General features: G+C 61.9%; 34 protein-coding genes. 32 read left to right on the forward strand and 2 right to left on the reverse strand.

The features are described from left to right. The 30 genes from OVY01_RS00005 to OVY01_RS00150 form a co-directional block, all read left to right on the forward strand. Window positions 1–181 (forward strand): transposase domain-containing protein (locus OVY01_RS00005; protein ID WP_267844776.1); only part of this gene is annotated, 181 nt, incomplete at its 5' end. 81 nt (window positions 182–262) lie between these two features. Next, window positions 263–799 carry a phage portal protein gene (locus OVY01_RS00010; RefSeq protein WP_349293509.1) on the forward strand — a complete coding sequence of 179 codons (537 nt, stop codon included), beginning with the start codon at window positions 263–265 and terminating at the stop codon, window positions 797–799. Between the two features lie 9 nt (window positions 800–808). After that, entirely contained in the window at window positions 809–1,678 is an 870-nt protein-coding gene (locus tag OVY01_RS00015; RefSeq protein WP_267844777.1) for a head maturation protease, ClpP-related, read from the forward strand. Window positions 1,679–1,692: 14 nt separating this feature from the next. Continuing rightward, window positions 1,693–2,925, forward strand: a complete 1,233-nt coding sequence (locus OVY01_RS00020; RefSeq protein WP_267844778.1) for a phage major capsid protein — start codon at window positions 1,693–1,695, stop codon at window positions 2,923–2,925. A 57-nt stretch (window positions 2,926–2,982) separates the two neighbouring features. Then, window positions 2,983–3,177 (forward strand): hypothetical protein, encoded by a 195-nt coding sequence (locus OVY01_RS00025; protein ID WP_267844779.1) that lies wholly within the window; start codon window positions 2,983–2,985, stop codon window positions 3,175–3,177. Then, window positions 3,177–3,524 carry a head-tail connector protein gene (locus OVY01_RS00030; RefSeq protein ID WP_267844780.1) on the forward strand — a complete coding sequence of 116 codons (348 nt, stop codon included), beginning with the start codon at window positions 3,177–3,179 and terminating at the stop codon, window positions 3,522–3,524. Before OVY01_RS00025 ends, OVY01_RS00030 begins: the two co-directional genes overlap by 1 nt. After that, on the forward strand, window positions 3,524–3,850 hold the full coding sequence (locus tag OVY01_RS00035) for a phage head closure protein (protein ID WP_267844781.1): 327 nt from the start codon (window positions 3,524–3,526) through the stop codon (window positions 3,848–3,850). Before OVY01_RS00030 ends, OVY01_RS00035 begins: the two co-directional genes overlap by 1 nt. Next, complete coding sequence (locus OVY01_RS00040; protein WP_267844782.1) at window positions 3,843–4,091, forward strand: hypothetical protein; 249 nt, start codon at window positions 3,843–3,845, stop codon at window positions 4,089–4,091. The genes OVY01_RS00035 and OVY01_RS00040 overlap by 8 nt, the downstream gene beginning before the upstream one ends. Beyond that, a complete protein-coding gene (locus tag OVY01_RS00045) occupies window positions 4,078–4,431 on the forward strand; it encodes a DUF3168 domain-containing protein (protein WP_267844783.1) in 354 nt (117 codons plus the stop codon). The genes OVY01_RS00040 and OVY01_RS00045 overlap by 14 nt, the downstream gene beginning before the upstream one ends. Before the next feature lie 10 nt (window positions 4,432–4,441). Beyond that, the gene (locus tag OVY01_RS00050) at window positions 4,442–4,867 is read left to right on the forward strand and encodes a phage tail tube protein (protein ID WP_267844784.1); all 426 of its coding nucleotides are present in this window, start codon (window positions 4,442–4,444) and stop codon (window positions 4,865–4,867) included. A gap of 3 nt (window positions 4,868–4,870) precedes the next feature. Beyond that, window positions 4,871–5,245 (forward strand): hypothetical protein, encoded by a 375-nt coding sequence (locus OVY01_RS00055; protein ID WP_267844785.1) that lies wholly within the window; start codon window positions 4,871–4,873, stop codon window positions 5,243–5,245. Window positions 5,246–5,259: 14 nt separating this feature from the next. Next, entirely contained in the window at window positions 5,260–5,556 is a 297-nt protein-coding gene (locus OVY01_RS00060) for a phage tail assembly protein T (protein WP_267844786.1), read from the forward strand. 3 nt (window positions 5,557–5,559) lie between these two features. Further along, window positions 5,560–5,961: an HK97-gp10 family putative phage morphogenesis protein gene (locus OVY01_RS00065; protein WP_267844787.1), complete on the forward strand. Its 402-nt coding sequence runs from the start codon at window positions 5,560–5,562 to the stop codon at window positions 5,959–5,961. Further along, window positions 5,954–9,076, forward strand: a complete 3,123-nt coding sequence (locus OVY01_RS23120; RefSeq protein WP_267844788.1) for a phage tail tape measure C-terminal domain-containing protein — start codon at window positions 5,954–5,956, stop codon at window positions 9,074–9,076. Before OVY01_RS00065 ends, OVY01_RS23120 begins: the two co-directional genes overlap by 8 nt. Beyond that, the gene (locus OVY01_RS00075; protein WP_267844789.1) at window positions 9,076–9,411 is read left to right on the forward strand and encodes a phage tail protein; all 336 of its coding nucleotides are present in this window, start codon (window positions 9,076–9,078) and stop codon (window positions 9,409–9,411) included. Before OVY01_RS23120 ends, OVY01_RS00075 begins: the two co-directional genes overlap by 1 nt. Before the next feature lie 3 nt (window positions 9,412–9,414). Further along, window positions 9,415–10,701, forward strand: a complete 1,287-nt coding sequence (locus OVY01_RS00080; RefSeq protein ID WP_267844790.1) for a hypothetical protein — start codon at window positions 9,415–9,417, stop codon at window positions 10,699–10,701. Then, window positions 10,701–11,381 (forward strand): phage minor tail protein L, encoded by a 681-nt coding sequence (locus OVY01_RS00085; RefSeq protein WP_267844791.1) that lies wholly within the window; start codon window positions 10,701–10,703, stop codon window positions 11,379–11,381. Before OVY01_RS00080 ends, OVY01_RS00085 begins: the two co-directional genes overlap by 1 nt. Continuing rightward, a complete protein-coding gene (locus OVY01_RS00090; RefSeq protein WP_267844792.1) occupies window positions 11,378–12,133 on the forward strand; it encodes a C40 family peptidase in 756 nt (251 codons plus the stop codon). Before OVY01_RS00085 ends, OVY01_RS00090 begins: the two co-directional genes overlap by 4 nt. After that, entirely contained in the window at window positions 12,126–12,689 is a 564-nt protein-coding gene (locus OVY01_RS00095) for a tail assembly protein (RefSeq protein ID WP_267844793.1), read from the forward strand. The genes OVY01_RS00090 and OVY01_RS00095 overlap by 8 nt, the downstream gene beginning before the upstream one ends. Further along, window positions 12,689–16,096, forward strand: a complete 3,408-nt coding sequence (locus OVY01_RS00100; RefSeq protein ID WP_267844794.1) for a TipJ family phage tail tip protein — start codon at window positions 12,689–12,691, stop codon at window positions 16,094–16,096. The genes OVY01_RS00095 and OVY01_RS00100 overlap by 1 nt, the downstream gene beginning before the upstream one ends. Beyond that, complete coding sequence (locus tag OVY01_RS00105; protein ID WP_267844795.1) at window positions 16,096–16,386, forward strand: hypothetical protein; 291 nt, start codon at window positions 16,096–16,098, stop codon at window positions 16,384–16,386. Before OVY01_RS00100 ends, OVY01_RS00105 begins: the two co-directional genes overlap by 1 nt. Beyond that, on the forward strand, window positions 16,387–17,097 hold the full coding sequence (locus OVY01_RS00110) for a hypothetical protein (RefSeq protein ID WP_267844796.1): 711 nt from the start codon (window positions 16,387–16,389) through the stop codon (window positions 17,095–17,097). It abuts the gene before it with no gap. Window positions 17,098–17,103: 6 nt separating this feature from the next. Beyond that, window positions 17,104–17,409, forward strand: coding sequence for a hypothetical protein (locus OVY01_RS00115; protein ID WP_267844797.1), 306 nt, complete (start codon window positions 17,104–17,106; stop codon window positions 17,407–17,409). Between the two features lie 77 nt (window positions 17,410–17,486). Further along, window positions 17,487–17,861, forward strand: a complete 375-nt coding sequence (locus tag OVY01_RS00120) for a hypothetical protein (protein WP_267844798.1) — start codon at window positions 17,487–17,489, stop codon at window positions 17,859–17,861. After that, window positions 17,803–18,354, forward strand: coding sequence for a hypothetical protein (locus OVY01_RS00125; protein WP_267844799.1), 552 nt, complete (start codon window positions 17,803–17,805; stop codon window positions 18,352–18,354). The genes OVY01_RS00120 and OVY01_RS00125 overlap by 59 nt, the downstream gene beginning before the upstream one ends. Window positions 18,355–18,370: 16 nt before the next feature. Further along, window positions 18,371–18,667, forward strand: a complete 297-nt coding sequence (locus tag OVY01_RS00130) for a DUF7940 domain-containing protein (RefSeq protein WP_267844800.1) — start codon at window positions 18,371–18,373, stop codon at window positions 18,665–18,667. Then, window positions 18,664–19,215: a glycoside hydrolase family 108 protein gene (locus OVY01_RS00135; protein WP_267844801.1), complete on the forward strand. Its 552-nt coding sequence runs from the start codon at window positions 18,664–18,666 to the stop codon at window positions 19,213–19,215. The genes OVY01_RS00130 and OVY01_RS00135 overlap by 4 nt, the downstream gene beginning before the upstream one ends. Continuing rightward, window positions 19,212–19,538, forward strand: coding sequence for a hypothetical protein (locus tag OVY01_RS00140; protein ID WP_267844802.1), 327 nt, complete (start codon window positions 19,212–19,214; stop codon window positions 19,536–19,538). Before OVY01_RS00135 ends, OVY01_RS00140 begins: the two co-directional genes overlap by 4 nt. After that, window positions 19,535–19,783: a hypothetical protein gene (locus OVY01_RS00145; RefSeq protein WP_267844803.1), complete on the forward strand. Its 249-nt coding sequence runs from the start codon at window positions 19,535–19,537 to the stop codon at window positions 19,781–19,783. Before OVY01_RS00140 ends, OVY01_RS00145 begins: the two co-directional genes overlap by 4 nt. A gap of 2 nt (window positions 19,784–19,785) precedes the next feature. Then, the gene (locus OVY01_RS00150) at window positions 19,786–20,130 is read left to right on the forward strand and encodes a helix-turn-helix domain-containing protein (RefSeq protein ID WP_267844804.1); all 345 of its coding nucleotides are present in this window, start codon (window positions 19,786–19,788) and stop codon (window positions 20,128–20,130) included. 114 nt (window positions 20,131–20,244) lie between these two features. Here OVY01_RS00150 and OVY01_RS00155 read toward each other — a convergent pair whose 3' ends face one another. Beyond that, window positions 20,245–21,090 carry a hypothetical protein gene (locus OVY01_RS00155; RefSeq protein WP_267844805.1) on the reverse strand — a complete coding sequence of 282 codons (846 nt, stop codon included), beginning with the start codon at window positions 21,088–21,090 and terminating at the stop codon, window positions 20,245–20,247. Between the two features lie 211 nt (window positions 21,091–21,301). Here OVY01_RS00155 and OVY01_RS00160 point away from each other — a divergent pair, with 211 nt between their 5' ends. Further along, on the forward strand, window positions 21,302–22,090 hold the full coding sequence (locus OVY01_RS00160) for a DNA adenine methylase (RefSeq protein ID WP_267844806.1): 789 nt from the start codon (window positions 21,302–21,304) through the stop codon (window positions 22,088–22,090). A 119-nt stretch (window positions 22,091–22,209) separates the two neighbouring features. On the opposite strand, the gene OVY01_RS00165 is transcribed toward OVY01_RS00160, so the two are convergent. After that, window positions 22,210–22,527 carry a response regulator gene (locus tag OVY01_RS00165; protein ID WP_267844807.1) on the reverse strand — a complete coding sequence of 106 codons (318 nt, stop codon included), beginning with the start codon at window positions 22,525–22,527 and terminating at the stop codon, window positions 22,210–22,212. 354 nt (window positions 22,528–22,881) lie between these two features. Between OVY01_RS00165 and OVY01_RS00170 the strand changes: the two genes are divergently transcribed. Then, window positions 22,882–23,544, forward strand: coding sequence for a DUF1345 domain-containing protein (locus OVY01_RS00170; protein ID WP_267844808.1), 663 nt, complete (start codon window positions 22,882–22,884; stop codon window positions 23,542–23,544). Window positions 23,545–23,621: the final 77 nt, after the last annotated feature.

Consider the following 23,621-nt stretch of genomic DNA (forward strand, 5'->3'; position numbering starts at 1 on the left):
CGGCGGCCACCGGGCAGCGGCGATGTACAGCCTCATCGGCACGGCTAAACTTAACGGCCTCGACCCCGAGGCGTATCTGCGCGAGGTGCTCACGCGCATCGCCGATCATCCGGTCAACCGGATCGATGACCTGCTGCCGTGGACGCTGATGGGTTCAACGCCCGCGTCAACGCGCGTCTAAAAATACGTCCCCGCTTACGAAAATAAGTGGGGACGTAACGGGCGGGCATCCCGCGCTTCATCTAGCCCGAACTCAGCCAACATCCACCAGGCAAGATGCCTTGCCTGGACGCTTACTGTTGAACTGGTCTGCAGTTGGTTCAAGGTGCCCCCTTTCATGATTGGGCACATGGACAAGCAGAGCAGTTGGGCGGCCAGCGTGGAGGCGCAGAACCTGCACTTCCTGACGAACAGTCTGCGGCCATTGCTCGATAACATCGAGCAGGAAATCACGCGCTGCCTCATCGATCCGACGGAGCGCGACGTCATCTATGCGGAATTTGCGGTCGAGGCGTTGCTGAGGGCCGACAGCGCGGGGCGCGCGGCGTTCTACAACATCGCCCTCCAGAACGGATGGATGTCGCGTAACGAGGTTCGGCGTCTGGAAAACCTACCGCCTATCCCGGGCGGCGACGTCTTCACCGTACAGACGAATTTGACGCCGATCGAGCAGCTCGGCAAGGACAAGTCACCTGCCGAGGCCGCGCGTGCTGCGCTTGCAGCCTGGATGGGGACGCTGAACCAAGACCCGGCGGCTGCGGAACAGCACCGCGCAGAAATCGACGCACTCACCTCCTGAGAAGACCCCATGACGATCAGAAATCTTCCGGTTGCGCCGGAGGCGAAGTCGCGTCCGGGCGTTTCGTGCGATCTGTCGCCGCGCGCCTTGGAACGGTGGAATCCATCCATCCATGCTGCTGCGGCCGAAGACCAGGCCACGATCTCGGTGTTCGATCAGATCGGCTATGACCCTTGGACGGGCGATGGCGTGTCCGCCAAGCTAGTCGCAGGCATTCTCAGGTCGCTCGACGGTCAGGACGTGACCGTCAACGTCAATTCGCCGGGCGGCGACATGTTCGAAGGGCTGGCGATATACAACCTGCTGCGTGAATACAAGGGCGCTGTGACGGTCAAGGTCGTGGGGCTCGCGGCGAGTGCGGCATCGATTATCGCTATGGCGGGCGACGAACTGCAGGTGGCACGTGCTGGGTTCCTGATGATCCACAACGCCTGGGTCGTTGCCGCCGGCAATCAGAACGAACTCCGCGACATCGCCGATACCCTGGCGCCATTTGACGCGGCGATGGCTGACATTTACGCCGCTCGTACCGGGTCCTCGCCCAAAGCCATGCAGGCGCTCATGGATGCCGAGACCTGGATCGGCGGCGGGGCGGCCGTGGAGCAAGGGTTTGCAGATTCGCTATTGCCAGCGGACGAGGTCAAGGAATCCGGCGGCGCGCGCGCCCAGGCGCAAAACGCGGCCCGACAAGTCGAGCTGGTCATGGCGCGGCAAGGTATCCCGAGATCCGAGCGCCGAAAAATCATCCAAGAGATCAAGTCCGGCACGCCCAGCGCTGCGGGACACGGTACGCGTGACGCTGCCGACGTGGCCTTTACGGCCGACACCACCGCCGAGTTTATTCGGGCGCTTGCGCGCTTCGAGTCGGCAGCAAACTAAACCCGAGGAAAGAAATGACGCCCGAAGAGCTTCTCAAGCAGGTAACTGCCAGCCTGGAAAAGGCATCCAGTGATTTCAGCAAGAAGGCGGAAGAGGCGCTGAAAGAAGCGCGGGCCGCCGGTTCGCTTTCCAGCGAAACGAAGAATTCGGTCGACAAGCTGGCGACCGAATTCAACTCGCTGACCGCTGCGAAAGACAAGCTGGCCACGCAGATGGGGGAAGTCGAGCAAGCCTTCGCGGCGATTCCCGCGCAGGGCAAGCAAGCCGAGCGCACGCAAAGCGCTGGTCGGCTGCTGGTCGGCGCGGACTCGCTGAAGAGCTTCGCGGCGAGCGTCGAGGGCGGGAAGCGCCTCAGCGTACCGATGCCGCGTACCGCGTTGCTGTCGAGCGGTGTCGCCGAAGGAGTGGTCCAGCCGCAGCGCCTGCCGGGCATCGACTCGACCCCCAAGCAGCGTTTGTTCATCCGCGACCTGATCGCGCCGGGCACGACCGGCGCACCCGCGATCTTCTGGGTCCAGATGACCGGCTTCACGAACGCGGCGGCGGTGGTCGCGGAAAACACGACCAAGCCGTATTCGAGCATCGAATTCGCCACGAAGATGACCGCGGTGTCGACGATCGCGCACATGTTCAAGGCGTCGAAGCAGATCCTGGACGACTTCACGCAGCTACAAAGCACGGTCGACGCCGAGCTGCAGTTCGGTCTGAAATATGTCGAAGAGCAGGAGATCCTTTTCGGCGACGGGACCGGCGTTCATCTTCACGGCATCGTGCCGCAAGCGAGTGCGTACGACCCGGCATTCGCGGTGGAGAAGCAGAGCGGCATCGACGATCTGCGCCTCGCCATGCTGCAAGCGCAGCTGGCGCGGATCCCGGCGACCGGTCACGTTCTGCACTTCATCGACTGGGCGAAGATCGAGCTGACCAAGGACAGCCTCGGGCGCTACATCCTGGCGAATCCGCTCGGCTTGGCTGGTCCGGTCCTCTGGGGTCTGCCGGTGGTGGCGACCGAAGTCCCGGCATTCCAGGGGAAATTCCTGACCGGTTCGTTCCAGTACGGCGCGCAGATCTTCGACCGCGAGGATGCGAACGTGGTGATCTCCACCGAGAACGTCGACGACTTCGAGAAGAACATGATCTCGATTCGCTGCGAGGAGCGTCTCGCCCTGGCTGTGAAGCGCCCGGAAGCATTCATCTACGGCTCGTTCACTGCGTCCGCTGCAACCACCTCCACTGCGACGGCATAACCGGCGCGACTGGCGATAGCCGGCCATCGATGTTTGGTGGCCGATGGAGATAATCCAATGAAAGTGACCACAAACCGCCCAATCCTGCACGGCGGAAACGTGTCGATGAACATCGTGACGACCGATCTGCATGCTCGTGAGTTGGCGGCGCGCGGATTGATTGGGATTTTACCTCGGTCATCGGAGTTGCCTGAGGCCGCGCCGCCGGCGCCGGCGGTGCCCGATGCGCGGTCGCGAGGCAAGACAAAATAATGGCCGTTGTCATCAGCCCTGAAATCGCTGCCGCGCATCTGCGGGCCGAAGAGGGAGACGACGCTGACCTGGTCACCCTCTACGTCAGCGCGGCGGTGCGATCAGCCGCCGATTTCCTCAATCGCGAGATTTACGCAGACACGGATGACATGGCGGCCGCGATCGTCGCCGGAACGGCAGGCAGTGACCCAATCGTGGTGAACGATGCTATCCGCGCGGCGATCCTGCTGATTCTCGGCCGGCTCTACGCGAACCGCGAGGACACCGTGGTCGGCGCCACGGTATTTGACCTGCCGACTGGTTCGAAACAACTGCTGTACCCCTACCGCGTCGGGCTGGGCGTCTGATGCGCGCCGGGACGCTCAACCGCCTGGTGGAGATTCAGCAGCCGGGCGACGTCAAGGACAAGCTCGGGCAGCCGGTGCCCGGCTGGGTGCGCTTCGCGCGGCCGTGGGCCAACATCCGGACCGTCAACGGCCGGGAATACGCCGCGGCGGACAGCGAGCGCAGCGAGGTGACCACGAGCATCCAAATTCGGTACCGCGATGACATCACGACGTCCATGCGGGTTGTCCACCGCGGCGTCGTCTACAAAATTCATGCGGTCCTGCCAGACGAAGCAGGCCGCGAGTGCGTTTATTTGGCGTGTTCCAACGGAGGAAGCAATGGTTGATCGAATTTGCACGCCGATGAGTGGAAAAGGCAAAGTGCTGGCAGATTTCCTCATGGAACAGCTCGGCATTCCGAAAAGGTGCAAGGGGTTTGATGTGAGCTTCAATGCCGGCGAGGCCGTGATGGTGACGGTGCGCCTGTATGCGATCGACGGGCCGGCCGGCGCGGAAATTGACGTGACTCCGGTGACTTCCGATCACCGTGTTTTCGCGCTCATTGAAAAAGAGCGTGGCGAGCGCTGAAAGCGTCACCGTCGCCGCCCTTCAGGGCCTCGCGAGCGGCGGCGTGTACCCGGATCAGGCTCCGGCCAATGTCGCCGCGCCGTACATCGTCTATCAGAGCGTGGGCGGCGTGGATGAAACCTCGATGGACGGTTTCGAGGGGCAGCAAAACAGCCGCATGCAGATCGCGGTCTGGTCGTCGACTAGGATCGAGGCGGTCGAGATTATGCAAAAAATTCTTCGGGCGATGACTGCCGCGCCTGTTCGAGGAAAGCCCGTGGGCGCGCCGGTGAGCGTCTACGAGGACGAAACGAAGCTGTACGGCAGCCGCCTGGATGTCTCTATCTGGTTCAACGTCTGAGGAAAAAATTATGAGCACCGCAGTTTCGTCGCAGGGAAGCAATTTTTCGGTCAACACCGGCACTCTGGCCGCGCCGGTCTGGACCAAGATCGCCAACGTCAAGTCGTACAGCGGTTTCGACGGCAGCGCGACCGAAATCGATGTCACCGATCTGGATTCGACCGCGAAGGAGAAGCGGCTCGGCCTGCAAGACAACGGCTCGTTCTCGATCGAGATCAACGTGAACTATGCCGACCCGGGCCAAGCGGCGATGCAAGCCGCGCGCGCGGCTGGCACATCGCTCGAATTCAAGCTGGGTCTGCCCACCGGCACGGCCAAGACCTTCAACGCATTCGTCAAAACGTTCCCGCTCGCCGGCGGCACCGACACGGTGCTGACGGCGACCGTGGCCCTCACCATCACCGGCGCCGTCACCGACGTCCCGGCTTCGAGCTAACCCATGCTGCTGACCAAAGACCAGATCATCGCCGCGCGCGATCTCACCACGACCGACCTCGAAGTCCCGGAATGGGGCGGCACCGTTCGTGTGTCCATGCTGTCCGGCGCGGCGCGCGATGCGTTGCAAGCCGATTTCGCCGAAAGCAAGGCCGTTTCGCACGTCCAGGCCGTGATGATCGCGGCGACTGTCGTGGACGAGAACGGCGCACCGCTCTTCACGAAGGACGAGATCGAGACGATCCGTTCGAAGGGCACCGCGCCGCTCGAGCGCGTGTTCAAAGCGGCGGTGACCCTGAATAAGCTGGGTGCCGCCGAGACGGAAAAAGCGGGAAAAAACTCCGAAGCCGCCCAGAGCGGCGATTCTGGCACCGCCTAGCGCTGCAGCTGGGCATGTCGGTGCGGCGTGCCCAGGCGGAGATCGATAGCGCCGAATTCACCGACTGGATTGCATTCTACGACCTGGAGCCGTGGGGTTCCGGGATCGAGGATCTGCGCGCGGGCACCGGAATCGCGCTGTTGGCCAACATCAACCGTGACTCGAAGAAGCAGCCGAAGCCATTCGCGCCGCTCGACTTCTTCGGCTGGGCGCCGGACGGGCCCGCAGCTGAGAGTAACGAGCCGATCCTGCTGGATGACCCGGCAGCGCAGACCGCGCTGCTGGTGGCGACGATTTTCGGAGGCAAATAGGCGATGGCAAAAAAATCGATGGTGATGGAGAACCCCGCCGCGCTGACGGCCGGGCTTCGCGCGCTCGAGCTTGCCGTTTCCGAATCGACGCTGCGCAAGGCGACGCTCGCCGGCGCGCGCGTGTTCCTCGCGGAGGAAAAGATCCGCGTGCCGGTAAAAACCGGGAAGGGCCGCGACAATCTGATCGTCGCGTATGACAGCGAGCGATCCCTTCCCGGCGTGTCCTCGTCCTACATCGTGACCTGGACGAAAGAGGCGTATTACCTGCGTTTCATCGAATACGGGAAATCGAAGGTCGCCGCGCAGCCGTTCAAGCGGCCAGCCTATGAGGCGAAGAAAACGGAGGCGGCCGCAGCCGTCGACGAGGTTTTGAACGCAGCAATCAACGGAGCGTCGGGTGGCTAACGAGAACATCACGCGGGTCACAGCAGACGCGACGGGTTTCGTCGCCGAGCTGGACCGCGCGACCCGGTCGGCAACGGCGTTTGCGGAAAGCAACGAAGCGGCGTCCGCACGCGTCACTGCTGCGCAGGCGGCTGTCGTCGAGGCGGTGGCCAACGGCAGCGACGCGAGCACGCGCTCGATCAATTCGTTCATCAGTTCCCTGGCGCGCCAGTCGGACGCGGCCGGCAAGTCGACGACCGAGCTTTTGCGGCAGCGCGCTGCGGTCCTTGGCGTTACCGACGCTGCCGAGCCGTTTATTGCGCACATGGAATCGGTCGCCGAGGCGACACGCGCGGCGTCGGACGCGGCAAAAGCGAAGACGGCCGCCGACCGGGCGGCGGCGCAAGCGCAGGCCGCCGCGTCGGCGGAAGCGGAACGCGCGATCGCCGACACGAAGAAGTTCGTCGATGCGATCAATGCCGAGGCGGCGGCGATCGGCAAGACGCGCGCGGAGATGCTGACGCTCCAGGCGGCGCAGCGCGGAGTCACGACCGACGTCAGCAGCGCGATCGCCAAGATCCAAGCGCATGCCGACGAAACCGCCAAGGCGTCGCACAACACGCACGATTTCAGCCTGGAATCGGCAGGCGCGCGGCGCGAGCTGCTCGTGCTAGGTCACGAGCTGTCGCAGGGCCAGATCAAAAATTTCGCGGGGTCGGTCCTCGTGCTGGCCGAACGGTCCAACGCCATGGGCCTGATTTTCAACAAGACGGCCGCGATCATCGCCGGGTTCACCGCGGTGCTGGGCATCTCGGCAGAGATCACGATCAAGACGGCGGAGCGCCTCACCGAGTACGGCAACGCGGTCAATACGATCGCGAAAGCGACCGGCTTGTCGACCGACAGCATCCAGTCCTTCGGTTTCGCCGCCTCGACGGTCGGCGTCAACATGAAAGATGCGTCCGGCGCGCTCAACAGCCTGACGAAGTCGCAGAACGAGGCGATCCACGGCAACAAGGACGCGCTCGCAGCATACAAGTCGCTCGGGATCTCGCTGTCCGACCTGAAGACAACGGCGGCCTCGGATCTGCTCGGCAAGGTGGAGGATGCGTTTTCGCGGACAGCCGATGGCGCCGGTAAGGCGGCCGTTGCTGGCGAGCTATTCGGTTCCAGCGCTGAGGCGTTGATTCCGTTGTTGGATCAGGGTTCGAAGGGGGCGATCGAGCTGAACGAGGCATTCTTGGCCAGCGGCGGCGCCCTGAGCGGCGAGACGATCCGGGCCCTGGCCGAGTTTGAAGAACGGCTAAAAACCAGCCAGGCCGCGATGGCGAACGTGAACCGGACGGCGAGCCTGGCGCTGTTGCCCACGATCATCAACCTGACCGACGCGTTCGTGACGAACGCAGGCACGAGCCCGCTGCTGACGAGCTTCTATGAGGGGCTGGCGTTCGTCATCAAAAGCGTGGTCACGGTCGTGGCTACCGCGGTCTCGGCGATCCTAGATTTCAATGCCGTGGTCGATACCGTCATTTCGGTGGTGTCGCACGGACTGAAGGGGGAATGGTCTGACGCGGTGAAGGCTGGCGAAGACGGCTACAAGAAGCTGATGACGAACGGCACGAACTATGCCGCGTTCACGAAAAAGCTGTGGTCGGACACGATCCCGAAGGCGACGCAGACCGCTACGCCGGACATGCCCCAGATCAGCTATGCCAAGGGGCAGAATAGTGCGCCGAAGGGTAATCAGGACGCCCTGAATGCGCAGATGCAAGATCTAAAGGAGCAACTCGACGCGCGTGAAAAGCTGATGCGCGACAACGTCGAGCACATCAAATCGCTGCAGCAACAAGGCGTTATTAATGCTGCGACTGCAATACAGCAAGAGCACGATGAGCGCGACGCAGCGTATGCCGACCAGCTGAAAACCGCCGATCAGGAAATCGACCTCGCGGCTCACTCCAAAACCAAAAAAGCCTTGGTAGAGTGGCAAAACAAAAAGAAGGCGATTCAGGCGGAGATCACGAGTAACGACCGGCAAACGACCGACGCTCTGGCCGTCCTTCAGGCGAAAGAGCTTGCCGCGACGAAGGCTTACACGGATGGACTGAGCACCGCATTGCAAGCGCGTGCTGAAGCGATCGCAGCGCAAAACCAGGGGAAGACGCTGGGCGCTACGGATGCCGACGCGCTCGAGCGCGCGACGGCTGCCGCAAAAGAATACGCCGAGAAGTACCAAGCGCTGGCGAAATCGCTGACCGAGAACAAGATCAGCGCAACCCAGTATGACGACGAAATCACTGCGCTGCAGGAATACGAGCGCAAGCGGCTCGCGCTCGAGGCGCAAGCGACCGAGCAGATCCGGGCGCTGAATGCCGACGGCTATGCCGGCGCGCAGAAAGCGCTTGCCGACTATGCCGAGGCGGCGCAGAACAAGTTTTCGCAGGTCGGCTCGCTGGTCGGTGACGTTGCGAAAAACATGGAGGACGCGCTCGTCACGTTCGCGTCGACCGGGAAGCTGTCTTTTTCCAGTCTCGCGACTGGCGTAATCGCCGACTTGGCGCGCATCGGCGTCAAGGCTCTCGAGCTGCAAGCGATCCAAGGGGTTGGCAGTTTGCTGGGGAGCTTGTTCGGCAGCACCGGGTCGAGCCTCACTGCAGTGCTCGGACTCTCCTCGTCAGGCTCGGTTGCGTCAAGTGTCGCGTCATCTACCAGCCAAATTTACAGCGGCACGAATACCTATGGTTTTGCCGATGGCGGCGCGATCGTCGGCCCAGGCACGGGCACGAGCGACAGCATCCTGGCGCGCGTGTCGAATGGTGAGGGGATCCTGACTGCGGACGCGATGAAGCGTTTCGGCGTAGCCAACCTCGAAGCCATGAACAACGGCGCGAGCATCAACAATCTGGCGAAGTTCGCGACCGGCGGTTATGTCGGATCGGTTGCGCCGTCTACGGCGACTGGCGGTGACATCCACGTCAACGCGCCGGTGTCCGTCGAGGGCGGCAGCGACACAACGGCGAATGCGGCCGGCGCTGCGGACCTGCAAAAGAAAATCGCCGCCGCCGTGCGCGCGGTGGTTTCGAATGAGCGGAAGCAGGGCGGCGCGCTCTGGAAAATGAAGAACGGGATCGCATGATGCCTGACACGTTTGGATGGGCGCCGACAGTCGAAGGGCTGTCAGGCACTGCCACGCTCAAAGTCCGGAAAGCGCAGTTCGGCGATGGGTATCGCCAGACGAGCGCGGACGGCATCAACGCCCGCTCGTCGATCTTCAATCTGCAGTTCAAGAAAGACGCCACGACGATGGCCGCGATTCTGGCGTTTCTGGATGCGCATGCCGGCGTCTCGTTCTACTGGTCGCCACTGCTGCGCGGCCCATTGCTGTTCACCTGCGAGACATACGGCGAGCCGACAAAAGACGGCGCCGTCTACACGCTGACCGCGACGTTCGAACAAACCTTCGCACCCTGAGATATGACCGCACTTCAAAAAACGAAGCAGGGCACGCCGCCGAAGGCGGTTGATGGCGATGACGTTCGCACGTTCGGCACGCGGTTTAATCTCGCCGTCGACGTCCTGAACACGCAGGCGACATTGACCAGCGTCGCGGCCGGCCTGCGCGACCTGACGGCCGCAGACATGGGCAAGCGCGTCAACATGACGCCGACGGCCGCCGGGACGTGCCATTTCGAGGCGGCGGCGAACTGCGGGGCAGATCAGATCGTCTCTATCCACAACCTGTCGCCGACGTACGACATCACCATGGCGGTGAAGCTGGGCAGCGGCGACACGGCACCAACGGTGGTGGTGATCAAGCCGGGCGAGTGCAACACCTACGAGACGGACGGCGCATCGGTGTACCGTACGATCGGCCGCAAAAAGCCGCTCGACGAAACTGTGCAGGGCAAGCTGGTAGTCGCTGGCGCGGCCACCTTGAATGGTGCGGTTGCGCTTTTGGGCGGTATCGCTGGTCCGGTCGCGGTGACAGGAACGATCGCCGCGACAGGGTTTATATTTCCCGATGGCAGTCAAGCGGTTTCAGCAGCGCCCAATCCGAATCTCTTTTACAACGCACTGTTTTCGGTGAACCAGCGTGGGTATGTGTCTGGGACAGCATCAACATCTGCGGCGCAGTACGTGCTCGACCGCTGGGCATTGACGGCCAGTGGATCGTCTCTTAGTTGGACGGGCTCCGGTAATTCAATTGTCGCGACCGTGCCGTCAGGCGGCTTTCAGCAGATCCTGCCCGCGACTGACATCCTCGGCGGCACATACTATTTCAGCTGGACGGGGACAGCAACGCTCACCGTCAACGGGACAGCAGTGACAAGTGGCGCAGCTGTAAAAATCGCGGCAAACACAGCTGTCACAGCGAAATTTTCCGGGGGGACTCTATCCCGCCCAAAGATGGAGCTTGGAGGCTTGACGCCCTTTGTGGTTGCCGATGCTGCCATTGAATATTTGCGATGCTGCCAGTTCTATCAGGCGGCGCTCGCCGGCGAGATAGTTGGGCAGATGTATTCTGCCTCGGCGTGTCGCTTGGTCTGGAAATTCCGGGTTCCCATGCGCGGCGCCCCGGCCTACGCGGTTCCCACTGCAACAGTCAATGCGATTGGCTACGGGAGTATTGCGTTTGGAGCCATCAACGCAGCGACGAATACGCAGGCCGGTGTGAGCTTTGATTTGACCGGTGGCTCAGGGGGAACTGCTTATCAGATGGCGCTGTTCACGGGGGTCGCATACGCGACGGCAGAGCTGTAATGACAATTTCTGTGGATGTTCAGAAACTGGAGCCGGGCGCACGGATCGTAGTGTTCGATGTGGACTGTACCGGCATTGGCGGTGATTTTCTTCGGTTCCATGCGCATCTTCAGGAGACGTCAATCTTCTGGCAGGGTAACGAATACAAGCCCTGGGCGATCGAGGCGAACGGTTTTGAGCACACGTCGGATGCGCAGCAGCCTGAGCCGAAGATCACCGTCGGCAACACCGGCGGCACGATCTCGGCGCTGTGCGTCTACCTTGACGACATGGTCGGCGCCAAGGTCACGCGCCGCACGACGCTGAAGCAATACCTCGACGCGGTGAATTTCCCGGCGGGCAACCCGACCGCGGACCCGACCGAGGAATTCCCGCTTGAGATCTGGTACATCGAGCAGAAATCGAGCGAGACGAACGTACAGGTGGAATTCACGCTGTCGAGCGCGCTCGACTTTGGCGGGCAACAGCTGCCGGGCCGACAGATCGCCGGCGTCTGCCAGTTTGAATATCGGGGCGCCGAATGCGGATATACCGGTGCCGCGTATTTCACCATCAAAGACGTCTCGACGACGGACCCGGCGCAGGATCGGTGCAGCAAAAAGACGACCGGCTGCGAGTGCCGGTTTGGCGTGAACGAGCCCCTTTCCTGGGGCGGCTTCCTCAGTGACACCCTCTCATGAACGAAAACACGAAGGCGGCAATCGCGGCGCACGCTGTCCGCGAGTACCCGCGCGAGTGCTGCGGCTTGGTCGTCCTGGCCAGCGGCGTGGAAGCGTATCGCGAGTGCGCGAACCGCGCTGCGGCGCCGCGCGACCAGTTCGAAATGGATCCCGCCGATTTTGCGGACGCCGAGGACGCTGGCGCGGTTGTCGCGCTTGTCCACTCGCACCCGGGCGGCGTGGCGCGGCCAAGCGGTGCAGATCTGACGATGTGCGAGAAGAGTGGCATCCGCGCGTGGGTGATCTGCTCGGTTGGCGTTCAAGCCGACGGCTCGATCGGGGTTGACGACTGGTGCGAGTTTGGGCCGAGCGGCTATGTCGCGCCGCTGCTGGGTCGCCAGTTCGTCCACGGCGCGCTGGATTGCTATGCCCTGATTCGCGACTGGTATCGCCTCGAGCGCAGCATCACGCTGCCGGACTTCGAGCGCACGGACGACTGGTGGGACGACGGCGCGTCCAACCTCTACATGGACAATTTCGCGAAGGCGGGGTTTATCGACCTGGGCCAAGACGCGGAGCCGCAAGAGGGCGACGTGCTGCTGATGCAGATTCGGAGCAAGAACGGCGTCCCGAACCACGCCGGAATCTACCTGGGCGGAAATGTCCTGCTGCATCACATGCATGGCCAGCTGTCCGGGCGGACGGTATGGGGCGGCATGTGGGCGCACAGCCTGCGCACGGTTTTGCGATACGCGGGGGTGAATGGTGAGTGACAAGGTCCGCACGATCCGACTGTACGGCCCGCTGGGCGTGCGCTTCGGTCGCGTGCATCGCATGGCCGTCGCCTCGACCGCCGAGGCCGTGCGCGCGCTGTGCCGCATGGTGCCGGGCTTCGAGAAATACATGATGAACGCCCGGGACAACGGGCTGACGTTCGCGGTGTTCAACGGCCGTCGCAACCTCGCGCAGGACGACCTGCCGGCGCCGGTGGGCAGCGACGACATTCGAATCGCTCCGATCCTGATCGGCGCGAAGAGCGGCGGCCTGTTCCAGACGATTCTAGGCGCGGCTCTGGTTGTTGCCGGCGCATTTACGGGGAACGTCGGACTCATACTCACCGGCGCGTCGATGGCGCTTGGCGGCGTCATGCAGATGCTCAGCCCGCAGACCAGCACATCGAGCGACACTTCGAGCAGCACCGCGTCCTACTACTTCAGCGGCGCGGTCAACAGTTCCGCTCAGGGTGACCCGGTGCCCTTGGCCTATGGCCGGTTCCGGGTCGGCTCGAAGGTGGCCAGCGCGGGAATCTATTCTGAGGATCAGGCGTAATGCGTATTGTCGGGGCCAAGGGCAGCAGCTCGTCGTCGACGGCGACCGAGTCAGCGGACACGCTGCGTTCGATCGCCTATGCGCGCACGCTCGACGTAGTCGGCGAAGGTCCGATCAGTGGTCTGGTCGACGGCCTGAAGTCGGTTTTCCTCGACGACACCCCGATTGAGAATTCCGACGGCTCGACGAATTTCTCGAATTACACCGTGGACACACGGCTAGGCACGCAAGACCAGACGTACATGGCCGGCTTCCCAGCGGTCGAATCGGAGACGGCGATCGGTGTCGAGCTGCGTGCCGACACGCCGTGGGTGCGAGCGATCGAGAATGTGCAGCTGACGGCCGTCCGTCTTCGCTTGGCGGTGCCGGCGCTGTCGCAGACGAACACGAGCACCGGCGACATCACGGGCTATGTCATCGACTATGCCATCGACCTGTCGACCGACGGCGGCGCGTTCGCTACGGTGCTGACGAATTCGTTCGATGGCAAGACGACCAGCCTGTACGAGCGCAGCCACCGCATCGAGCTGGGCGCCGCGACGACCGGTTGGCAGATTCGTGTGCGGCGCCTCACCGCTAATTCGGCGAGCGCGTACATCGCGAACACGACGAATATCGAGGCGATCACCGAGATCATCGACCGAAAATTCCGGTATCCGATGTCGGCGCTTGTCGGCATGACGTTCGACGCCTCGGCCTTCAGTTCGGTGCCTGTGCGCTCGTACGACATCAAGGGTCTGCTGGTCCGCGTGCCGACGAATTACGATCCGGACCTGCGCACGTACGCGGGCACGTGGGACGGGACGTTCAAGACGGCATGGACGAACAACCCAGCGTGGATCTATTACGACCTGGCGCTGAACACGCGCTATGGCCTGGGCAAGCGCATTGACGCGTCGATGATCGACAAGTGGGTCCTTTATTCGATCGCACAATATTGCGACGTCATGGTCTCGGATGGCAAGGGCGGCACGGGCACGGAACCGCGCTTCACGTGCAACTGCTACATCCAGTCGCGCGCCGACGCGTACAAGGTGTTCCAGGACATCGCGGCGATCTTCCGCGGCATTTCGTATTGGGGCACTGGCGCGGTCGTCGCCGGCTGCGACATGCCGACCGATCCGGTCTACATCTACACGCCGGCGAACGTGGTTGGCGCGTTCACGTACGTGGGCTCGACGCTGAAGACCCGCTACACGACGTGCCTGGTCACCTGGAACGACCCGAACAACGCCTATCAGCAGGCCGTCGAATACGTCGAGGATCAGGACGGCATCGCGCGGTATGGCGTCAACAAGGTCGAGATCACGGCGTTCGGCACGACGTCGCAGGGTCAGGCGCATCGATTGGGCTTGTGGACGCTGTTGACGAGCCGCTATGAGACGAGCACGGTCTCGTTCACGATCGGCATGGACGGCGTGCTGTGCGCGCCCGGCCAGGTCATCGCGATCGCGGACCCAGACAAGGCAGGTCGGCGCATCGGCGGGCGCATCAAAAGCGCGACCGCGCGCAGCGTGACGCTCGACAAGGCGCCGACGACCGTACCCGGCGACACACTGACGGTGATCTTGCCGACAGGCATAGCGCAGGCGCGCACCGTGCAATCGGTATCCGGTGACACGATCACCGTGACCGCTGCATACGACGTCACGCCCGCAGCGCAATCCGTGTGGATGCTCGAGAGCGCCGACTTGGCCGCGCAGACCTTTCGGGTCGTCAGCGTCCAGCAGAATGACGACGATGGCGAGATCACGTTCACGGTCAACGCCACGCAGCACGAGCCGGGCAAGTACGACGCGATCGACAACGGCGCGGCGATCCAGGTCAAGCCAACGACGGTCGTGCCGCCGTCCGTCCAGCCGCCGCCGGCGAACGTTCGTGTCTCGACGTACTCGGCGATCGACCAGGGCATTTCGAAGACGACCATGGTCATCGCGTGGGACGCGGCGGCCAGCGCGACTTCGTATATTCCGTGCTGGCGAAAGGACAACGGCGAATGGGTCACCATGAATTCGGTGGGCGGCCTTCAGGCGGAGGTGCCCGGGATCTATCAGGGCACGTACCTGGCGCGCGTCTACGCCGTCAACGCGATGGGTGTCACGTCCGTGGCCACCTACGGGGCCGACACCGTGTTGACCGGGAAAACCGGCCTGCCGCCGGCGCTTGTTAGCCTGACTGCGGTGTCGCAGGTGTTCGCCATTCAGTTGACCTGGGGCTTTCCGGCAGACGGCACGGCTGGCGATACGCAGCGCACCGAGATCTGGTACAGCCGGACGGATGATCTGTCGACGGCGACCAAGCAGGCGGACTATGCGTATCCGCAGGCGACCGCGAGTTTGATGGGTCTGGCCGCGGGGCAGGTTTTTTTCTTCTGGGGCCGGCTGGTCGACACGAGCGGCAATATCGGGCCGTGGTATCCCGTGAGCACGACCGGCGGTGTGCAGGGGTCGAGCAGCGACGATGCCAGCGAAATTTTGTCATACCTGGCCGGGCAGATCGGCGCGACGCAACTGGCGAAGGATCTGCTGAGCGACATCGAGCTGATCCCCGACCTGCAGGAGAACGTCGAGGCGACCGCCGCCGCGATCAAGACCGAGCAGCAATCGCGCGTCGACGGCGACACCGCGCTGTCGGACCGGCTGGACGAGGTGTCAGCGCAGGTCGTCATTCCGGTCATGGCGGGCAGTACCGAGGACTACGCAGGCTCGACCGAAATCTACGCCGGCGTGTATTCGGAGCAGAGCGCGCGCGCCGAAGCAGACCTTGCGCTCGCCCAAAACATCGACACGGTGAAGGCGCAGATCACCAACAACAATACGACGCTTTTGGCCGCAGTCCAGGTCGAGACACAGGCCCGCGTCGATGCTGATGGCGCGCTGGCCAGCCAAGTGGCGACGGTTCAAGCGCAAGCCAATTCGAACGCGGCTGCGGTGCAGACCGTCGCGACATCGTACGCGGGCCTGAATGGGCAACTGGCCGCGAGCTACACGATCAAGACGCAGGTCACGGCAGATGGGCGCACGTATGTCGCCGGAATCGGGGTGGGGATCGACAACACCACGGGGACGGTCGAATCTCAGGTGCTGGTGACAGCGGATCGGTTCGGGGTGATCAGCTCAGCGTCGACGTCGGGCGCGAGCGTCACGGCGCCGTTCGTGGTGCAGAACGGGCAGACGTTCATAAATCAGGCGTTTATCGGCACCGGCTGGATCACGAACCTGATGATCGGCAGCGTCATCCAGTCGGACAATTTCGTGTCCGGCTCCCAGGGCTGGCAGATCAACAAGGCTGGCAGTTTTGAAATCAACGGCACGGGCGGCGGTGGGCGAAGCCTGGTCAACGCAAACGGCATGCAGGTCTATGACTCGTCGAGCGTCCTGCGCGTGAAGCTGGGATACCTCGGGTAATGGCGAACGGGCTGCGGTGCTGGGATGCGTCGGGCAATCTGACGTTGGACGTGACGGACCGCCTCACGCGATTTCTGGGGTCGCTCTCGACCGGTACTGCGGCCGGCTCGGCGTCGATCGCTGGATTCTCGACGGGAACGCCATGGATTCATGTGCTCGACTCCGTGAACCCGAGCGCGGCCACGACGCAGGCGCCGAGCGTGTCGATCAGCGGCACGACGATTTCATGGTCATACGCCAGCACGACCCTGGCAAAGCGCGCGGTCACGGTGCTTTACGGAGTCTACTAAATGGCGGATTTCGGCCTCGCCGTTTATAACTCGTCGGGCTATCTGCAGATCGACAGCACCTACAAAAATCTGTCGCTTCGCACGAAAGGGGCCGTGACATCGGGCGGCAGTCCGACCGCAACGAACTGGTATTCCGCGAGTTTCACCGTCGCCTACGGCACGTCACCGGTCATGGCGTTCCGTCCCAGCTCAGGGCAGGCGATGCTGCTGTACAGCACGGTCTCCGGGTCGAACATTACCTACTACGTTCTGTGTTCTGCCAGCGGCGTGACGGTTTCATATTGGGTGTTCGACGACCCGGTTTCGGTGACGGTATCCGGGCTGTACGGGCTGATCGTGAATAATGCTGCGGGCGCGAAGGTTTTCGACTCGCGCTCGAATTACATGCGCGTAGTGGGGGTGCTGTCGTCGCCTGGCGTGCTCACTGGCGACCCGATGGATTCATCCGGCGGCATCACGCAGACGTTTGGAACGAGCAACCTGGCGGTGGTGCAAGGGCAATTGCGGTCCTCCATAAATAACAACAGCGCCGGCACGGGCAGCACTACCTACTCGCTGTTCCTCGCGGCGGCGTTCACGGTGTCCGGAACGTCAGTCGTGTGGAAGTCCGCCAATGAGCAAACGACCTCAACAGCCAGCGGCGGCGTGCCTCCTTCGCAACAATCAGTCCTTGCGTACGACTATCTAGTACTCGACGTTTCCAATATGTGAGCAATCATGCCCATCAAAATCGATTACACGACGCCGGCATCCGGCGCGACGACCGGCTATCACGTTGTGCAGCAGGTATCGCTTGACTATGCCAACGGTCGCAGCTCGGCGCAACTGGCGTCCTATGTCAGCGACGAGACCTACGCGGCCGGCAAGCAGCCGGTTTTCCAGCAGCCGATTGAATTCCCCGTCCTACCCGCGAGCGGCGATGACGTGCTGACGTTCGTCGAGGGCAAGATCATCGCGCCCGCGACCGACACGCTGTCGCCGACGCCAGCGCGGCAAGCGTTCGCCGGCGGCACGATCGTCTAAGCGCACCTGGATCAGTCCGAACCGCCCTCGAGGCGGTTTTTTTACGCCTGCGCGCAGGCGAGCAGGAGAGCGGCGCAATGGATTGGTCGGAAGTAGGGAAGGCGGTCGGCGCGGTGATTCTGGGCGGCGCCTCATGGGGCGGCGCGGCGCGGGTCTGGCGGCAGATCGATCGCGTGAGGCAAGCGCAGTCACAGGGGGATGCGGCGGTCGCAAGCGCATCGTCGGCGGCCGAGGTCGACACCATGGCCCGATACGAAAAGCTGGCGGAACTGGCCGAGAAGCGAGCGGACCGGGCGGAGCTTCGCGAAATGGCGGCGGTAGAGCGCGCCGATCGAGCCGAAGAGCGGGAGCGCGCGGCAGACGATCGCGCGCGCAAAGCCGAATCAAAAGTGCGTGAACTGGAGCAGCGAATTGCCAAACTCGAAAGCCTCGTTGGGCAGCGCGAAGCGTGATTTGCGTGTGCTGTATGCGGCGCTATGCGCCCTTCTGCTGCTCGGCCTGGCCGGCGCGGTGGCCGTCGGCGGGTACGTCGGCGCGGCGATTCAATCCTCGCGCGACTCGCACGAGTGGGCGGGTCAGAAGCTCGATTACGAAAAACGACTCGGCACGCAGTCGGCTCAATACGCGAAGGAGGCGAACACGTTCGCCAAGGCGGTGGAGAGCTTCGGGAAAGCATTGAGCAAGATGGACGCGAAGAACGACCTGCGTTCGGCCCAGCGCGAGCGCGCACAGGCGGCGGCTCTTCTCGCGGCGCAGCGCGCTGCGGCGTCCGCAGCGGTGACGGCGCAAAAGACCGACCAGATTCTGGCGAAGCAGACGGTCGTTCAGCAGCAGGTGACCGAGGCGGCGTCGGCCGCGAAAGCGACCGAGAAGAAGTTGGACACCGCCGTCCGCCCGACCGCCGTAGTGCCGGCGCGGGCCTGGACGAGCGGCGGAGGGCATTGATCAAATGGAGAAGGCAATGGCAGACGCAGGAAAGGCGGCTCGCGTGAAGGTCGAGCTGGTAAATGACTGGCGCAGCGCAAAGAAGTGGTCGAGCGTGCGGTTGGCGGCGGCCCTCACGCTGCTGTACGGGCTGCTCGCGATGGTCGCGCCCTGGATCGGACCTCTGTCGGATCATTGGCCGGAAATCGCGCCGTTCGTCCTCAAATTCTTCCCGACGGCGAGCCAGGCGGTAGGCCCGTTCATCGGCGGCGTGCTGTCAGTGCTGGCGCGCGTGGTGGTCGTACGCTTCCCGCACCGGGAGGGTGATCAATGATCCCGGACGACCTCATCGTAAAAGTCCTGGCCACGGAAAAGGGCTACGTCAACGACCCGGCCGACGCCGGCGGCGAAACGAATTTCGGCATCACGATCGCGGTGGCCCGGGCGTTCGGCTATACCGGGCCGATGAAGAGCATGACGCGCGACACGGCAATTGCGATCTACCGCGCCCGGTACTGGACGCAGCCGCATTTTGACCAGATTGCCGCGGTTGATCTGCCGCTGGCGTCGAATCTGTTTGATGGCGGCGTGAACATGGGGCCGGCCACTGCGGTCGCCTGGATGCAGCGCGCCCTCAATGTGCTGAACGCCCAGGGCGCGAGCTTTCCAGACATCGTTGTCGACGGCGGTGCCGGTGCGATGACGCTGGCCGCCCTGCGGATGTACAAGACGCAGCGCGGCGCGCCCGGCATGGCGGTGCTGCTGGAAATGGTCCGGGCGTTGCGCCGCGTGGCCTACATCCAGATCGCCGAGAACAAACCGATCAACGAGAAATTCGAATACGGCTGGCAGCAGCGCGTCAGCCAAGGGGTGACCTCATGACTGCAATTCTCTCCCTGCTGTCCGGCGGCTGGACCGGCCTGATCTCGCTGCTGGGCATGCTCGTGGCCACCGCGGTCGCGGTTTTCAAGCATCAAGAGGCAAAGACCGCAAAGGCGAATGAGGCGACACAGGTGGAGGTGGCCGCTGCCGCGACGGACAAAGCGGCCGAAGCAGTGAGCGACGCCGCCGGCGCGCGCGCCGCGCTCGCGACCGTGACCCAGGCGGCGAGCGTTCGGCAGACGATCGAAGCAGGCAATGCAACGCTCGCGAAGACACCGGGCGCGCTGGACCAGGCGATGATCGACAAGGGGTACACGGAATGAAAAGGCTGATGCTTATCTGTGCTGCGGTAGCCGCGCCGCTTCTCGCGGGCTGCCCGGCCACGGTGCCCGTTCAGGCGCCGACGGCAACCTGCAAGACCGAGGTGGTCAATACGGCCTGCACCACGTTCTCGCTGATCAAGGTGCCTCGCGCCGAATTGGCCGGGCTTTCCGATCGCCTGAAGATGCAGATCACGAATCACGACGACGCCTACACTGCTGCGTGCGGCGCACCAACAGCGAAATAGCTATGCTCTTGCAAGGAACCAACATCGAGGGCAAGCGTGCAATCGGCCTGGCCATGCTCGAGGCGGTCAAGAGCATAACGGACGCGGTCGAGCGCGAGTACGGGGTGCTGAGTGTGCCTGATCCGAATATCGCGTTGGTTGGCGCGGACCGGTTCGGGGAGCGCCTGCGGTCGCTCTGCGCAAAAACCAAACTGCCGCGTGATGTACTGGCCGACACGATGGGCGTCAGCGTCGACACGATGAGGCTGTGGCAGAACGGCGAACGGTACCCGAACTACTGGAGTCTAGTGAGGGTCGCCGGCTATTTCCAGGTTACGCCGAATTGGCTGATTACTGGGAAAGCTTAAAGATCAATAGCAATCAGTTATTTTGACGGTCGTGCAGAGAGTTCTGCTGAATGGGCGAATAAATTAATATAGGAGGAATTTCTTTGCATTAAAATTTTGACGCTCATGAAGGTGTTAATGTCGCAGCTTAGCTATGGCCCATTTGGCGCAAGATGGACCGTAATCAAAGGGCGGTTTGTTGAGAAGGCAGTTGCTTTTAGCAACTCCTACAGCGGCCAGCCATTGATTAATAAAAACGCTTGCTATTTCTGTAAAATTTCTACGGGAAATTGTTTCTTTGCGGGAAATATTAAAGAGAGTATTGGTATAGAAAGCCCTGTGCGTCGGAAGAAGCACTGCGTTTAATAGAGGAGTATCAATGTGTACGCAGCCAAGAAGGATCGAATCTATTTGAATCGCGAATTTCATATTTTGGACATCTTTTAAATCTATTCCTTTTCCATACGCTTCCCAATTTTGTATCAGCGCTGTGCCGAGCTCTTTCTTTCCTGGGGGATAGCTTAAAAAGAAAGCTGTGAGACCAGAGGGCGTGTAAGCCGGATTAATGAGAGCTTTACGCGTCTCTGCAGAAATGAGTTCTTTTAATTTTAAATTCATCAATCTATATGTGCAGCCAGTCCGAAAAATCCAACGGGCAATTTGGCGCTGTATATCATAGGAGTAATGCAGCGGACATGTTAGTCCTCTCGCCATCGAAAGCATTGCGTCTGAGATTGGCGCATCCATTCTTTCCATCCAGCCATTGTTGCAATCTTCACATACTCCGCCTGCCTGCAGTTTGTCGGCAGTCGCGAGACGGCTACTGATGATTTTTCCCGTCGCGCCGCTGACGTGGTCCGAAGGCATGTTCGTTTGTAAATGGCCAAGTTCCCTAAGCCAAGCTTTCTTGATTAAGTGCTCACGAGATCGCGTTCCTGCACCTATCGGCTCACCGCAAAATCCACACATTTTCTCTGCCATAAAAGTTTAAAGTTAGGTTGGAAAGGAAAGAAGATTTTAGTATTTTTTCTCTTTATATTACAAGGTGGGTAGTCGAACAACTGCAAGTTTTTTTACAATACGTGGCAACATACGACACAGCAGGATGTCCCTACGATTATGCTGTTGGTGCTCCAGTAATAGCAATATACTGTGTTTTTATACAGTATATTGGCAGGAGCAACCACTATCAATGGCAGATCCAATCATTCCCTGGATGGGCGGTAAGCGGCGCCTCGCCGCGCATATCATCCCCCGGTTCCCACGGCATAAATGCTACGTCGAGGTATTCGCTGGCGGCGCCGCGCTGTTCTTCCAGCGGCCCCCGGCCGACGTCGAAGTGCTCAACGACATCAACGGCGAACTGGTCAACCTGTACCGCATCGTCCAGCATCACCTCGAGGAATTCGTCCGGCAGTTCAAATGGGCGCTGACAAGTCGGGAGGTGTTCAAGTGGCTGCAGGATACTCGCCCTGAGACGCTGACGGACATCCAGCGCGCCGCGCGCTTTTACTATCTGCAGCACAACTGCTTCGGTGGGAAGGTAGAGGGGCAAACGTTCGGGGTGGCCACGACCGCGCCGCCGGGGTTGAATCTCCTGCGACTCGAGGAGACGCTCTCGGCGGCGCACTTGCGTCTCTCGTCGGCGTTCATCGAGCGGCTGGACTGGCGCGCCTGCATCGAGCGGTACGATCGGCCGCACACGCTCTTCTTCCTCGATCCGCCGTACTGGCAGACGGCAGGCTACGGCGTTCCGTTCCCATTTTCTGAATACGAGGCAATGGCAGAGACGGTCCGGAATCTGAAGGGGCGGGCAATCGTGACGCTCAACGACCATCCGGACATCCGGCGCGTGTTCGACGGTTTCCACATCGAGACGGCCGACATCAAATATACGGTGGGCGGCGGGGAAGGTGTGGCGCGGAAGGAGGTGCTGATTTTCAGTTGGAACGATGCGGAAGAACCGGCCGGATTGTTCTAGCTGAGCCGTAGTCGCGGACGCGAGTCGCATAACTTCACTCAGCCGCGCACCGTCAAAAACCCGCATGTAACCCTTTGTTTTTACACATGCGAGATTGTTGCTGACAGGTAGGCCATTGATCAGTCAGAAATCATTGAAGGCCATGATTTTGAAGAATAAAAGGCAATTCGTATCAACATCGTGATGACGATGATGCGCAACTGCGGAAACGTCCGCATCAGATAGGCGATCAGGCGCAGGCCATCCTGCTGTCTGCCGCCCGGCATGGAAAAATCGGTGACCAACACATCGCAAGGCTGCTTGCCCAATACGTCGACCAGTTCATCGCTGCTGCCCGCCGTGGCGACGATTTCCGTCGATGCGATGGTGCTGAACAGGGATGCGACACCGGCGAGAAAGAGGGGATGATCATCGGCAACAATGACCCTGATCGTCATGAGCGCTCCATTACTTGGATGGGGAGGAGGGCGCCGCGCAGGCGTGCGGAGGGAAACGGGTTCAGGGTCTCATGGCGGCGCCATCCTGCTGCGCGGATCCGCGAAACGATGTTCGAATTTCCCCCTCGGCGCATCCGGCACTGTCGCCGCGGCGTGCCGGCTGGTGCATCCGGCACGCTTCGACACCGGCGGGTGTCTCATAATTTGACGGCTCCAGAGCTTTCCAACTGGACGCATGGATGGTGCCCACGAAGTGGAAAACGGGTAAGTCGACTGGTCTTAATTCTTGCCGATGCGCGCCCGTGATGCGGTGCGATAATCACCGCTTCTCCATGCCCTGTGGCGCTTTCCATCATGATAAAAATTGTCTCCAGTTTGTTTCGCTATCATCTCCGGCTGGTGGCCGCCATCGTCCTGGGCGTCGTGATCGCGCTCTTCATGCCGGGGCATTGGCCGGGAATCGAGCGCGGCCTGGTCGGCTGGAACGTGATCCTGTGGTCGTATCTCGCGCTGCTGTGGCAAATGATGCTGAGTCACCGCGAAGCCATTCACGTCCGCAAGATGGCGGGACGCGAAGACGAGAGCGCGGGCACGGTGCTGTTGACGGTCACCCTCGCCACGCTCGTGAGCCTCGCGGCGATCGTGCTGGAACTGGCCACCGCGAAAGGGGCGGCCGGCGAGGCGCAGAAGACGCTGCATATCGTTCTTTCGCTCGTGACCCTGCTCGGCGGCTGGACGCTGCTGCCCACGCTTTTCACGATCTACTACGCCCGAATGTATTTCGCCGAGGACGCGGCGGCGCCCGCCCTGCGGTTCGCCGATGACAAGCTGGACCCGACATACTGGGATTTCGCGTATTTTTCCTTCACGATCGCGGTCGCGTCCCAGACGTCCGACGTCGCCGTGGCCACGCCGCGCATGCGCCGGGTGACGCTGGGCCAGTCCGTGCTGTCGTATTTCTTCAATCTCGCCATCATGGGCCTGTCGATCAATATCGCCGCGAGTCTGCTGAGTTGAGCGGCACGGCATCGAGAGCTGTGCGCAAACGCGGGGCCGCCACGGTTTTCGCATCTTCGAACTGTATTTTCATACAG

This window comes from Robbsia betulipollinis (genome assembly GCF_026624755.1).
GTDB lineage: Bacteria > Pseudomonadota > Gammaproteobacteria > Burkholderiales > Burkholderiaceae > Robbsia > Robbsia betulipollinis.